Source organism: Bradyrhizobium sp. C9 (assembly GCF_002532045.1).
Taxonomy (GTDB): domain Bacteria; phylum Pseudomonadota; class Alphaproteobacteria; order Rhizobiales; family Xanthobacteraceae; genus Bradyrhizobium.
Genome location: NZ_NWTG01000005.1, coordinates 1 through 13,387, shown reverse-complemented (window position 1 = coordinate 13,387; position 13,387 = coordinate 1). Strand labels below are relative to the sequence as shown.

Sequence of the window (13,387 nt, the reverse complement as noted above, 5' to 3'; positions counted from 1 at the left end):
TGTCGGCGCTTCTTGCTCTGCTCGATGAAAATCAGGAGCGAAGCGCCGCATGTTCGAAGTCCCGCCGATCCATCCGCTTGATCGCCCGATCTGGAGCGCGCTGACCACGCGGCAACGAGACCTTGCGGAAGGCGCCGCCGATGCAAGGCGCTTTCCGGTCACGATCGCCCCTTTCGCCGACATGATCGACATGTCGCCCAAGAGTTTTGCCGCGCTTGGCGCGCTGCTGTCGGGACCCGACATCGCGGTGCTGTTCACGCCCGATCCGGTCGCTGTGCCGCCGCAGTTCAAGGTGCTGCTGGCCGAGACGGGCGAGCAGATGACCGGCACACCGGCGGAGTTCTCTCGGCCCGGCGTCGAGATCGTCACGCTCGGCGTCGCCGACGTTCCCGCGATGGTGGCGTTGACGGAAATGACGAAACCCGGTCCGTTCAGCGCGCGGACGCATGAGCTCGGCAACTTTTTCGGCATCCGCATTGGTGGCGAGTTGGTCGCGATGACCGGGGAACGGATGAAGCCGGGGAACTATACCGAGATGACTGCGGTCTGCGTGCATCCGGACCATCGCGGCCGGGGCTACGCGCAGGCGCTGCTGTCGGCGGTCGGTCGCCAGATCGTGGCGCGCGGCGAGCTTCCGTTTCTGCACGTCTTCACTAGCAACGTCTCGGCAATCGCGCTGTACCGCCGCCAGGGCATGGAGATCCGCCGCCGTCTGCACATAACGGTGCTGCAGAAGCAGGGGTAGGCCTGGACTGAAGGGGAAAGTCTCTCTTCAGATAGATGGGGACGAAACAGTTCAGTTCAAGAATTGTCAGGCGCGCCTCTCACCGCGTATGTCCCGCCTCCCTCAAAGCGTGGGGACGGAGCGGGGAGCACGGCCATGGCAATTGCGATATCACACGGATTCGCCGACGCGCGGTTTTCGGTGGCACGCGAGGCGTTCGAGGCCAATTTCGCCGACGGGGAAGAGCTCGGCGCATCGTTCTGCGCCACGATCGACGGCGAGACCGTGGTCGATCTGTGGGGCGGCTTCGCCGACGAGGCCGAGCAGCGGCCCTGGACGCGCGACACCATCGTCAACGTCTATTCGATCACCAAGACCATGACCGCGCTGACCGCGTTGTGGCTCGCCGATCGCGGCGCGCTCGACTTCGCGGCGCCGGTGGCGCGCTATTGGCCGGAATTCGCAGCCAACGGCAAGGCCGCTATCACCGTGGCGCAGCTGATGAGCCACTCGGCGGGCCTCTCGGGCTGGTGTCCCGCGATCAGCGGCGAGGATTTTTATGACTGGGACAGGGCGACGTCGACGCTTGCCGCGCAGGCGACGCTGTGGGAGCCGGGCACTGCATCCGGCTATCACGTCTACAGCTTCGGCTTCCTGGTCGGAGAAGTCGTTCGTCGCATCACCGGCAAGACACTCGGCACGGTGTTTCGCGAGGAGATCGCGGCGCCCTTGAATGCGGATTTCTGGATCGGCCTGCCGGCATCGGAAGATCATCGCGTCGCCGATCTCGTGCCGTTCCTGCCGTCGGCGGCCGCGACCGATGTGGAAATGACCACGATCCAGAGGATCACCTTCAGCGACACCCGCACCGACGTGCCGTCGACCCGCACCCGCGCCTGGCGCGGCGCCGAGATCCCGGCGGTGAACGGTCACGGCAACGCGCGATCGATCGCCGCCATTCAGACCATCCTCGCGACCGGCGGCACCGCGAAAGGGCAGCGGATCATGTCGGAGGCCGGCTGCCGCAAGGCGTTGGAGGTGCAGATCGACGGCCCGGACCTTGTGATGCGCGGCATCTGCGTCCGCTTCGGCCTCGGCTTCGGTCTGCCGAGTCCGATCCTCAGCCTGGTGCCGCCCAACCCCAATACGCTGTTCTGGTCGGGCGGCGGCGGGTCGTTTGTGCTTATCGATACCGACGCGCGGATGACGTTCGCCTATGCGATGAACCGGATGCAACGTGGCCTCGTCGGCGATGCCCGCTCGTTCCGGATAATCCGCGCGATGTGGCGCGCGCTCGGCATGACGCCCTGAGCGGCATTGTGCTCGCTCAGGCCAGCCTGTTGCCGGCAAGATGCACCGAATGCTTGTCGCAGCTGGGATCGATCGCGACGGCATTGGTCGTGATCCGGCCGTGCGCGGCGACGTTGTTGCTGATCTCGACGTTTCTGGCGCGGCCGACGAAGATCGCGCTGCCGGGCTTGATGTGGAAGAAGTCGCCGGCCCCGAACGCGCCGCCGCGCAGAAATGTCTGGCCGATCACATTGCCGGCGATTTTGACGCCGTCGGCATTGCTGACGAAGATCGCGTAGATGTAGGAATCGTCGATGTGATTGCCTTCGATGATGACGCGCCGGTTCTGGAAATTGTCCTGAAATCCCCTGGCGCCTTCCGGCGGCACCATGCCGACATAGATGGTGCCGAGCGTGCCGCTGCCGCTGGTCAGCTCATTGGCGCCGTTGACGCAGTGGCTGAAGCGGTTGTTGCGGAACACGAGGTTCTCGGCAAATCCGGACTCCGACCAGAAGCCGATGTCGCTCCCCGCCTGCAGCGCGACCCCGGTCGAGAACGTGAACTGGCAGTTCTCCACGATGGCGTTCGGTGCCTTCATCAGCACGCGGCCGCAGGCGTGGAAGTTGCAGCGCAGTACGGTGGCGCCGGATCCGATATGCGTCAACGAGGTGACGGCATCGCCGGTCTTGAGCGGCAGGTCCTGCTGCAGCACCACGTCGTAGATCAGGTCCGGCTGGGTGGTCGGACTCCGGTTCTTCCAGAGCTGGGCGATCTTGGCCTTCAGCTCCGGCGCATGGCGCTTGGTCAATTGCTCGACCTTGCCGCGTCCGAGCGAGCGAAACGTCGCATGATCGCAGCTCTCGATATCGTCGCCGGCCGCAAGGCCGACGTCCCATTTCGGGCTGAGCAGAAACCGCCGCGCCGCGGTCTTCGCCACGACATAGTAGTAGAAGCCGTGCACGTTGACGGCATCGTCGGAGGTGTTGGCGAAACTGCAGTCCTCCATGGTCGGACCGCGCGCGACCGCGGTGAAGTGTGAGCCGTCGGAATTGGTCGAGATCAGCCGGTCGGTCGTCGCGCCCTTCGGCCGGGGTCCCGGAACGACCGAGACTTTCTGCAGCATCATCGAGCCTTCGCCGCCATTCTCGATGATGCCCATGCCCGGCGAGGCCAGCAGCTTCAGGTCGATCAGGCTGGTGGCGACGCTGGAGTCCACGGCGATGGCGTGCGCGCCGCTGTTTGCGATGGTGACGACGTCACCGACCGTGATCGGCAGCTGACTCGGGAAACGATCGTTCGCGCTCCATTGCAGATGCACCTTGATCAGACCGTCGCTGAGCCGCGTGGCATGGGTCGGGGAGAGGAAATCCCTGGCGCCGGTCTTCAGCGCCCGGTTGCGGCGGTCCATCACCTTGAAGAAGCCATCGGTGAAGGCGGCCAGCAGCGCCGCATCATCGGGATAGCCGGGGTCGACCTTCACCGTGATGTCGACCGCCTGCTTGTCGAATGCGGTGATCGTTCCCTGGGTGAAGGGCAGCGGATCGTAATCGATGGTGAGATCGCGGATGGTGAGGCGGTTGCAGCCGGAGATCGCGAAGGTTCCGCTGCGTGCCGTGTTAATCAGCTGTGCGCCATTGCCGTTGAGCTCGAAGCCGTGCAATTGCCGGAACGCGAGCGGCCGCTTGATCCGGTAGCTGGCGTTCTTCTCCAGATTGAGGACGATGTGAGCCGGCCCGGCCTTGCTCGCATCAGCGGCTGCCTTGGCGACGGCAGCCAGCGCCTTGGCAAAGGCCGCGTCGGCGTCGCCGCCGGAGGAAGCCGTGAAGGTGGCCATGTCAATTGTGACCGCGCCCGCAACGGTCGTCGGTTGGGCACGGCTTTCGCTGCCGAGCAACGGGCTCGCTGCGGCAAACGAGGCAAGCTTGAGCGCTCGCCGGCGGCTGATCGGCATGGGCACACGAGTCCCTCTGGAACCGCAGTTGATTGGGCACATTGTCTGCCGGCCGAGATGAACCGCAGCAAAATGACGGGGAGTTGGCGTGAGGGCTCTCGACCTCGTGATGAAGATCGCCGCCGGCCGATCACGAATATATTGGTTGCCGCTCGTGAAAAGACCCGGGCGCGCAGTGGTCCGCGCGTCCGGGTCCGTTGTTGCGTGACGCAGGTCAGTGCATCGTCGCTTCCGACGCCGCGATCCAGGCGATCACGGCTTCGGAGAAGCCGTCGACCCGCGTCCACGGGCCATGCCCGACACCGTGCTGGTAGGACGCCACGTTGACCATGTATCCGCGCCCCTTGGGCGCGGGCACCTGGTCGTGGCTCTGCTCGTCGGTGAAGACGACCAGCCGATCGCCCTTGCGGTCGATCTCCGTCACCGCCTTGCCGAGATACGTCCCACCGTGCGGCTGCGAGCCGATGATCGCATCGCGCAGCGCGAAGCCGCGGCGCGGCGGCAGCTTCACGACTTCATTGCTGAACGTGAAGATCTCCACCTCGTCGCAGACCTCGCGGGCGAGGATCGCAAGTCCGCAGGCCGCTTCCGCCCGCGTCATTTCAGACTGGGCCGAGAGCGGCGTGAACATCGATCCCGACACGTCGATCAGCAGCCGCGTGCGGCCGTCCAGCCGCGCGTAGTCCTTGACCGACTTCAGCATCGCGGACTCGAGCTCCGGCTCGAAGTCCGGCGCATAACGCGCCGCCGTGATGAAGCGGTAGGGCAGGATACGATCCGTCCGCATCGCCTCAATCGCGTCCGCAATGATCCGGCGCGGCACCTCCGCCTTCTGCATCAGGCGCAGGTTGCGCAGCAGCGCCAGCCCGCCGAGCCCGTTCTCGGCGATCAGCCGCTCGAAAGTCTCACGCTTGTCCTTGCCGGACGAGAGCGAAACCTCCCAGGTGTCGGGCGAGGCCAGCTCGCCGTCGACGAGCTGCTTCCACACCTTCTCCTGTGCGGCGTCCTTCGGCTTGGCGTGAACCAGGAACAGCACGTCCCTGATCCGCACCGCGCCGTCGCGATCGTACTTCGCGAGCTGGTAGGCGTCGAACCTGGTGAGCGCCCGCGCCAGCCCCTTCTTGATCTGCGCCGAGACCGGCTGACGCTTGCGCTGCTGCTGCGGGCCGAGCGCATCCACCCAGTAGATCGCAAGCAGCTCGGTCATTTCGTCCGGCCGCTGGATCACGCGAGCGAGCGTATCGGCGACGAGGGCCCGATGCGTCGCGTGCCGCGCCATCTCGCGGACCACGAGCAGCGGCGCATGCCGCAGCTTCATGGTCTCGCGGGCGGCAATCGCGAGTTCGGCTACGCGCGCCGGCTCGACCGTCGGCACCAGCGCCTTGATGCGATCGGCGATCGCGACGCCGTCCTCGTAGAACTGGTTCTCCCACAAGAGGCAGTTCAGCAGCGCACGCCGCAGCTCCATCTCGGGCGTGAAGCGCTTGCCACGCGCCCCCTCACGGGTGAAGGCGCGCATGATCTTGTTGATCGTGGCCATGATGGCCTCCTTTCTGGGTGAGTATGGATTGGAAAGTGGTGCCGGGGAACAGACGAGACTGTACTGCCCTTGCGGGCTTCGCTTGCTCGACCATCGAGCGGCGGACGCAGGGTCCGGAGGGAATCGAACCCTCAACTGGCGATCCGAAGCAACGGCACTCTTCACCACCGGCCGTCGGCACGATCGTCGCGACAAACGTGAGGCGCTTGCACAAAGATCATGCCGACGAATGAAGACCACGACCCGGAAACAGGCGATTGCTGAGACCCCAGCCGGCAGCTTACCCTGCCGATCGGGAAGTGCTCTACCGCTGAGCTACCGGTGCACATGACACCAGGCGGGATTCGAACCCGCGACCTCTCGTTTCACAGACGATGTAACAGCGATCTTCACCACGGGGCGTGGAGAGGGTTGGCGGGGAACAAGCGATGCTGTTGCTGCCCTTGCGGGCGAACCGCCTTTCGGCGTGCGGGCCTCGAACCCGCTCGGCGCTGGAGCGCCTTACCACGAAGTAACAGACATCTTCACCACCGCCTGGCCGGCGTAGCGACGCCGGCCATTGATGGGTACGCTGGGGAACAGGCGATATCGGTGTCAGTGACGACAACGCAGCGCCTCGCCTTGCGGACGAGAAACTGCGCCGGGCCGCGTGCGGATCCTTGCCAGGCCGCATCCCGGTGCGTGTGTCACAGGCGGGATTCGAACCCGCTCTTTCCGGTGGAGCGAAGTATCCGACATCTTCACCACCAGCGTCGGTTGAGCCGCAGCGATGCGGCAAACCGAATAGAAAATTTCGTCGCGGCGCTATCGACGCGCCGCCGTTTGCGAACTCCTTGGAGTTCACTCTGCCATCGGTGTCCGGCTCATCGCCTCGTTCCCTCCGGCAGGCCCCGCGCGCTTGGGCACGCGCGTTGCCGCGCGAGCCCCGGGATCCGGGTCTCCCGTTCCGGCTTGCGCCGGGCAGTTCAGATGAGCCGTGCTTCGGACAACAAAAAACCCTCCGGAGCAGCTGGCTCGGGAGGGTCCGTTTAAGGCGGACTGTCGACCTCGCATTATGCGAGATCGCTCCCATGAGCCGGGCACACGCTATCGGTCGGCCGGAGGCCGTTCGATAGTCTGCGGAATTTTTCAAATCCGTATTGCATCGTCGTGCTCATGTTCGATCGCGAACGACAGTGCTCGCGAAGGTTGCGGGACATACGCCTCGTCGCTGACGATGTCAACAAGGGAAATGATCGCGATCGAAAAGCTTCAGCGCGGCTTGCGTGTCGCCGTCTTGCGTTTGAGCTCGCCGCTGCGCGCGGCGATCCGCGTCAGCGCGTCTGCGAATGCGCGTGCGGCGGGGCCGAGCGGTTCGTCGAGCCGGTGCGCGAGATAGGCCTCCATCGCAAGCGCCGCGTTGCGGCCGAGTGCGCCGGTTTCGACCCGTACCAGGCGACGCTCCTTAAGGTCGCGCGAAACCTGCCAGAGCGGCAGCCGGCCCCAGCCGAGTCCGGCGAGGATCATGGCGTGCTTGGTGTCCTGATTGCTCACCCTGCAAATCTGCGGCGAGAGCACGCCGAAGCTGCGGCCCTCGGACAGCGGCGTCGGATCGGACAGCACGATCTGCAGATGATCGGCAAGGTCGGCGACGCCCTTGCGGCCGCGGCGTGCGAGCGGATGGCCGGCGGAGGCGACGGCGACGACATGTACGGCGCAGATCGCATCGAGCGCGAGGCGGGGATCGCGAAAATCCTCGCCGACGGTGACGGCAAGCGCACTGCGCCGTTCGGTCAGGGCGGCGATCGGCCCGCCCATCGGTTCGACCGCGAGCCGCATCGTGACGGACGGATAGGCCGAACGCATTTCCGTCAGCGCCGCGCCGACTGCGGCGATCGGAAACAGCGTGTCGACCACCAGCGAGAGTTCCGATTCCACTCCCTCGCCGAGGCCGTGCGCCCGGGCTCGCATCGCATCGACCCGGAGCAGCAGGTCGCGGGCGTTGCCGAGCAGCGCCTTGCCTTCGGCCGTCAGCGCCGGGCGATGGCTGGAGCGGTCGAACAGCATGAGACCGAGTTCGGCCTCGAGGTTGGCGATGGCATGGCTGACCGCGGACTGCACCGTGCCAGCTTGGTCGCGGCGGCGCGAAAGCTGCCGCTCTCCGCGATGGTGACAAAGACCCGGATCTGGTCGAGCGTGAGGTTATCGAGCATGATCTATGAAATCGATCAACTGGATGCAAAACATATCACTCCTGTCGATGATCGGGAATCGCTATCTGTGGTGGCTGAACTGGCGGAGTGGACGCATGACGATCGAGACGGCCGTGGTGCAACAGAGCGAAGCAAGACGATGGGCGACGGTCGCCGTCGTCACCGGTTGCGGGATCGGCGCCGCCCTCCAGGTCGGGAAGGTGCCGATTGCCGCGGCGATGCTGCAACAAGACCTCGACATCGACCTCGCCGCGGTCGGAACAATCGCCGGCATCTTTGCGGTGCTGGGGCTGGTCGGCAGTGTTCCGGCGGGCGTCGTGATCGCCGCGGTCGGCGCGCGCAGGGTGCTGTTGTGCGGGCTTGCGGCGATTGCGCTCGGTGCGGCGTCGGGCGCGCTGGCGCCGCAGCTTGCGGTGCTGCTGGGATCGCGACTGCTGGAAGGGCTTGGCTTCCTGCTGGTGATGGTTTCCGCCCCCGCACTGCTCAATCGCGTGGTCGATGTCGGTGCGCGCGACATCACCATGGCGGTGTGGAGTTGCGTGATCCCGTTCGGGATCGCGCTGGCGCTGGTCGCAGGTCCGGTGTTCGACGGTTGGCGCGCGATCTGGTGGGCAAGTGCTGCGTTTGCCGCCCTGCTGTTCGTGCTTGCCGGCGTCATCGTGCCTGAGGTGGCATTGCGGACCGGCCCGGTGCGGAGCGGCTTGATGCAGGAGGCCACCGCACTGGCGCGGCGCCGCACGCCCGCGCTTTTGATGGTGCTGTTCGGGCTCTACAGCCTGATGTTCTTTGCCGTGTTCAGCTTCCTGCCGATCCTTCTGACGGAGCGGCTCGGCGTCTCCAGCCAGAGCGCCGGCGGGCTCAGTGCGCTGGCGGCGGCCGCGAACGTCGTCGGCAATCTCGCCGCCGGCAATCTGCTCGCGCGCGGTGTGAGCCGGACTGGGTTGATCGCAGTTGCGGCAGTCGTGATGGGCGCGTCCGCGCTCGGCATCTTCCTGCCGGTGCTCGGCGGGCAGGGCGCCTTCATTCTGTGCCTGCTGTTCTCCGCGACCGGTGGGCTGATCCCGGCGACATTGCTTGCGTCCGCACCCGCGGCGGCGCGTTCGGCGGCGATGGTGCCGGTCATGATGGGGCTGTTGATGACGGGCAGCAATTTCGGCCAGGTGACCGCACCGATCGCGGTCGGCGCGGTCGTCTCTGCGTGGGGCTGGAGCGCGGCCTGCGTCATGGTGGTCGGCGCTGCGATCCTTGCCGGTCTTGCGGCAAGGATGCTGGCGCGCGGCGATCACGACAACGTCAGCGAGGCGAGGGGCCCGGCTTGACGCCGCGCGCGCAGGGGGCGAAGGAGTGAAGGTCTCTGACGTCAACGACAACAGGAAAGCTTCATGACACGCGTGCGCTGTATCACTGAAATGGGCATGGGCGTCGACGTCCACGGCCGCGATGCCACCAAGGCCGCCAAGCGCGCGGTCTCGGATGCGATCCGCCATTCCAGCCTCGGCTTCTTCCGCATGCTCGGCAAGACCGCCAACGACATGTTCGTCGATGTCACGATCGCGGTGCCGAATCCCGAGGCGGTCGATACCGAAGCCGTCGCCAAGGAACTGCCCTATGGCACCAAGACGGTGAAGGCGATCGCGGGCGGGCTCGAGATTCCGTCCGATGTCGGCAACGACCCGATCCTGATCGCGAACGCGGCCGTCATCGTCAGCTTCGACGACGGCAAATAATCGAGCGAGCTGCGGGCGGCGTATGCGTGCGTTATTCGTCGCCCTTGAAGTAGTCGGGCTTGCCGGTGGTCCAGGTCTCGCCCCAATGCTGGCCGCCGCCGTCGACGGTCAGCGTCTCGCCGGTGATGAATTTGCCGGAGGGCGCGGCGAGATAGACCGCGGCCTCGGCGATGTCCCAGGGCGTGCCCGGACGCATCATCGGGTTGGAGCGTGGATAGGCGGCGCGCGCCGCTTCGCTGTAGACGTTCCAGCCCTCGGTCTCGATCGCGCCGGGCGCGATGCAGTTGATGCGGATGTTCAGCGGCGCCCATTCGACCGCGAGCGCGCGCGACAGGCCGATCACGCCGGAGCGCGCGGCGATCGTGTGCGCGATGCCGTAGAGGCCGTGCGTCGTGACCACGACGATATTGACGATGCTGCCGGGATGGTTGTGGTCGCGCCAGCGCTGCGCGGCGGCCTGCATCATGTACCAGGTGCCGTTGAGGTTGGTGTTGATGACCGCGTTCCAGCCCTTGATCGAGAAATCGATCGCCGCTTGCGGGAATTGGCCGCCGGCGCTGTTGACGAGATGATCGACGCGGCCATGCGCGGTCCACAGCGCGTCGAACATCGCGCTGGCCGCGTCGGGATCCCTGATGTCGGCAACGTACGCCGACGCCTTCAGGCCCTTGCGGCCGAGATGATCGACCAACGCATCGAGCTTGTCGGCATTGCGTCCCGCGATCACGACATGGGCGCCGAGCCGGGCGAACAGCCATGCGATGGCGCGGCCGATGCCGCCGGCGCCGCCGGATACGACGACCACCTGACCGGCCAGTGCGTCTGCCGCGAACACGGTCGGATGTGTTGCGAGTTCGTCGTCGGAGGGGCCGAGCGTTGCCTCTGTCTGTTGATCGTTCATGGCGGGTTGCAGACCTTGCGGCTTTCAATGAGCTCCGTACATTAGCCACCCAACAACAACCGTGCAAAGAATGTCGACATGACCGATCTGTCCGCCTTTCCCATCACAAAACGCTGGCCCGCCCAGCATCCGGACCGCCTGCAGCTCTATTCGCTGCCGACGCCGAACGGCGTGAAGGTCTCGATCATGCTCGAGGAGATCGGGCTGCCCTATGAGGTCCATCTCGTCGACTTCAACACGGACGACCAGAAGACGGCGGAGTTCCTGTCGCTGAACCCGAACGGCAAGATCCCGGCAATCCTCGATCCCAACGGTCCCGGCGGCGAGCCGCTGCCATTGTTCGAATCCGGCGCGATCCTGCAATATCTTGCCGAGAAAACCGGCAAGCTGTTGCCGGCGGATGCCGCGCGCCGCTACCAGGCGATCCAGTGGGTGCATTTCCAGATGGGCGGCATCGGGCCGATGTTCGGCCAAGTCGGCTTCTTCCACAAATTCGCCGGCAAGGATTATGAGGACAAGCGGCCGCTACAGCGCTATGTCGCCGAGTCCGCGCGGCTGCTCGGCGTGATGGAGATGCATCTTGTCGGGCGGCAATGGTTCATGGACGACGAATACACCATCGCCGACATCTCGATGCTCGGCTGGGTGCGCAACCTGATCGGCTTCTACGGCGCGCGCGAACTCGTCGCGTTCGACCAGTTCAAGAACGTCGCCGCCTGGCTGGAGCGCGGTCTCAAGCGACCGGCCGTGGAGCGCGGGTTGAATATTCCCAAGCGGCCCTAGCTTGTCTGCTTGAGCAACTCATAGACAATCGGATTGTCGGCGCAGGCGCCAAAGCCGCATTCGAGCAGCGTTGAAAGCACGTTCAGCGCCGTCAGCCCGACCACCAGCCACACGCTACCCTGTGCGAATTTGCCGGGCGAGGTGCCCGGCGCCGCGCGGTGCTCGAACTGGCGGTCGAACAGCAACATCGCGGCCAGCAGCACGATCGCGGCGATGAATCCGATCAGCGCCCACGTATAATAATGATAGCCGAGCAGCGCGGACCCATAGCCCGCGTCGCCAGGAAGGATGTGCAGCAGCACCTGCCGGGTCGAGACCGAGGCGCCGAGGACAGCCGTCAGCAGCGACAGGGCATAATGGCTCGGCCGCGGTCCGAAGCGGATGTTCAGGATCGGTCCGATCGCCAGCAGGGCGAAAAGGATGCGCTGCAGCAAACACAGCGGGCAGGGCAGCTCGTGCAGCAGCAGCTGCGCTGCAAAGGCCGCGGCCAGCAGCAGCGCGAGGCCATAGAGCGCGAGGGCATTGAGGGTCACAGCCCGGGTGTCGGTCATGGCCTGCCTCAGAACGACAGCGTGAGCCGGTCGGTGGCGTGGTGCAGCAACGTCGCGACGCAAGCGACCAGGATCACCGCGAACAATCCGATCGCGAGCGGACGCGGGCCACGCCAGGCCACCAGCATGGCGATGGTGATGGCGAGAAACAGCGCGGTGAATTCCATCTCGGCCTCCGGATGCGAACCGGCCGTAGTCTATGACAGATTCGTGTGCGCGCGCGGCGGCGGCGAATGGCCATTGTCGCTTGCGCGCGGCTCCGCCAAGATGGCATCACCAGTTCAGTTCATTCCAGCCCGGGGCACCTCATGACGACAGACGCGATCAAGCCCGCCGTCCATCACCGACATCAGCCCTGGTACAAGATCCTCTACATCCAGGTGCTGATCGCGATCGCCGCCGGCGTCCTGATCGGTCATTTCTATCCCGGCCTCGGCAAGCAGTTGAAGCCGCTCGGCGACGGCTTCATCGCGCTGATCAAGATGATGATTGCACCGGTGATCTTCTGCACCGTGGTGCACGGCATCTCCTCGATGGGCGACCTCAAGCGCGTGGGCCGGGTCGGGCTGAAGGCGCTGATCTATTTCGAGGCAGTGTCGACGGTCGCGCTCGCGGTCGGCTTGCTGATCGGCGAGCTGCTGCAGCCGGGCCGTGGCTTCAACATCGATCCCGCCACGATCGATCCGAAGTCGGTCTCCACCTACGTGACGCAGGCGAAGGAGCAGGGAATCGTTGCCCATTTGATGGCGATCATACCCGACAGCTTCTTCGGCGCGCTGGCGCGCGGCGACCTGCTGCAGGTGCTGCTGATCTCGATCCTGTCGGGGTTTGCCATTGCCCTGATGGGCAAGCCCGGCGAGCCGATCGCCGAGGCGATCGACAAGGCATCCAAGATGTTCTTCGGCATCATCCGGATGATCGTCCGCGTCGCGCCGCTCGGCGCGTTTGGCGCGATGGCCTTCACCGTCGGCGCCTACGGCCTCGGTTCGTTGGTCAATCTGGCGGCGCTGATCGCCACCTTCTATCTCACCAGCATCCTGTTCGTGCTGATCGTGCTGGGCGCGATCGCGCGGCTGGCGGGCTTTTCCATCATCCGCTTCATCGCCTATATCAAGGACGAGCTCCTGATCGTGCTCGGCACCTCGTCGTCGGAGACGGTGCTGCCGCAGATGATCCAGAAGATGGAGCACCTCGGCGCCTCGCGCTCGGTGGTCGGCCTCGTGGTGCCGACCGGCTACAGCTTCAATCTCGACGGCACCAACATCTACATGACGCTGGCGACGTTGTTCCTGGCGCAGGCCACCAACACCCATCTGACGATCTGGCAGGAGCTCGGCATTCTCGGCATCGCCATGATCACCTCGAAGGGCGCATCGGGCGTCACCGGCGCCGGCTTCATCACGCTGGCCGCGACGCTGTCGATCGTGCCGGATATTCCGATCCAGTCGATCGCGATCCTGGTCGGCATCGACAAGTTCATGAGCGAGTGCCGCGCGCTCACCAACCTGATCGGCAACGGCGTCGCCTGCGTCGTGATCAGCCTCTCGGAGGGTGAGCTCGACAAGGACGCGCTGCACGAGACGATGGCGCATCCGCTCGAGCTCGGCGAAGCGCTGGAGCCGGGCGGCTCCGGCTAGGGCAATATGAAGTGATGGGGCCGTCGCAGGGGGGCGCTGCCAAAATATCGAAAACAACCCCATGCACAGTAGCCGGCGCTGCCGGCGGACA

General features: G+C 65.4%; 11 protein-coding genes and 1 pseudogene. 6 read left to right on the top strand and 6 right to left on the bottom strand.

The genetic code is table 11. The features are described 5' to 3' along the window. The first annotated feature begins 49 nt into the window (after nucleotides 1-49). Both CO675_RS13005 and CO675_RS13000 read left to right on the top strand, forming a co-directional pair. On the top strand, nucleotides 50-745 hold the full coding sequence (locus tag CO675_RS13005) for a GNAT family N-acetyltransferase (protein WP_097672308.1): 696 nt from the start codon (nucleotides 50-52) through the stop codon (nucleotides 743-745). A gap of 135 nt (nucleotides 746-880) precedes the next feature. After that, nucleotides 881-2,035: a serine hydrolase domain-containing protein gene (locus CO675_RS13000; protein WP_097672307.1), complete on the top strand. Its 1,155-nt coding sequence runs from the start codon at nucleotides 881-883 to the stop codon at nucleotides 2,033-2,035. 16 nt (nucleotides 2,036-2,051) lie between these two features. On the opposite strand, the gene CO675_RS12995 is transcribed toward CO675_RS13000, so the two are convergent. The 3 genes and pseudogenes from CO675_RS12995 to CO675_RS12980 all read right to left on the bottom strand — a co-directional run bounded on the left by CO675_RS12995 (nucleotide 2,052) and on the right by CO675_RS12980 (nucleotide 7,697). After that, nucleotides 2,052-3,965, bottom strand: a complete 1,914-nt coding sequence (locus tag CO675_RS12995; protein WP_097672306.1) for a right-handed parallel beta-helix repeat-containing protein — start codon at nucleotides 3,963-3,965, stop codon at nucleotides 2,052-2,054. 214 nt (nucleotides 3,966-4,179) lie between these two features. Continuing rightward, on the bottom strand, nucleotides 4,180-5,505 hold the full coding sequence (locus tag CO675_RS12990; protein WP_097672305.1) for a TROVE domain-containing protein: 1,326 nt from the start codon (nucleotides 5,503-5,505) through the stop codon (nucleotides 4,180-4,182). A gap of 1,251 nt (nucleotides 5,506-6,756) precedes the next feature. Then, nucleotides 6,757-7,697, bottom strand: a pseudogene (locus CO675_RS12980) (LysR family transcriptional regulator). 95 nt (nucleotides 7,698-7,792) lie between these two features. Between CO675_RS12980 and CO675_RS12975 the strand changes: the two are divergent. Both CO675_RS12975 and CO675_RS12970 read left to right on the top strand, forming a co-directional pair. Beyond that, complete coding sequence (locus tag CO675_RS12975; protein ID WP_097672653.1) at nucleotides 7,793-9,016, top strand: MFS transporter; 1,224 nt, start codon at nucleotides 7,793-7,795, stop codon at nucleotides 9,014-9,016. Nucleotides 9,017-9,079: 63 nt separating this feature from the next. Continuing rightward, entirely contained in the window at nucleotides 9,080-9,424 is a 345-nt protein-coding gene (locus tag CO675_RS12970; protein ID WP_097672304.1) for a Lin0512 family protein, read from the top strand. Nucleotides 9,425-9,455: 31 nt separating this feature from the next. Here CO675_RS12970 and CO675_RS12965 read toward each other — a convergent pair whose 3' ends face one another. Next, complete coding sequence (locus tag CO675_RS12965; RefSeq protein ID WP_097672303.1) at nucleotides 9,456-10,325, bottom strand: SDR family oxidoreductase; 870 nt, start codon at nucleotides 10,323-10,325, stop codon at nucleotides 9,456-9,458. 78 nt (nucleotides 10,326-10,403) lie between these two features. On the opposite strand from CO675_RS12965, the gene CO675_RS12960 reads away from it, so the two are divergent. Beyond that, a complete protein-coding gene (locus tag CO675_RS12960; protein WP_097672302.1) occupies nucleotides 10,404-11,108 on the top strand; it encodes a glutathione S-transferase family protein in 705 nt (234 codons plus the stop codon). Here CO675_RS12960 and CO675_RS12955 read toward each other — a convergent pair. Next, nucleotides 11,105-11,659, bottom strand: coding sequence for a disulfide bond formation protein B (locus CO675_RS12955; RefSeq protein ID WP_097672301.1), 555 nt, complete (start codon nucleotides 11,657-11,659; stop codon nucleotides 11,105-11,107). The two genes, CO675_RS12960 and CO675_RS12955, sit on opposite strands and share 4 nt — an antisense overlap. An 8-nt stretch (nucleotides 11,660-11,667) precedes the next feature. Next, the gene (locus CO675_RS40950) at nucleotides 11,668-11,826 is read right to left on the bottom strand and encodes a DUF5993 family protein (RefSeq protein WP_021080068.1); all 159 of its coding nucleotides are present in this window, start codon (nucleotides 11,824-11,826) and stop codon (nucleotides 11,668-11,670) included. Between the two features lie 141 nt (nucleotides 11,827-11,967). Between CO675_RS40950 and CO675_RS12950 the strand changes: the two genes are divergently transcribed. Beyond that, nucleotides 11,968-13,296, top strand: a complete 1,329-nt coding sequence (locus tag CO675_RS12950) for a dicarboxylate/amino acid:cation symporter (protein WP_097672300.1) — start codon at nucleotides 11,968-11,970, stop codon at nucleotides 13,294-13,296. The last annotated feature ends 91 nt before the right edge of the window (nucleotides 13,297-13,387 follow it).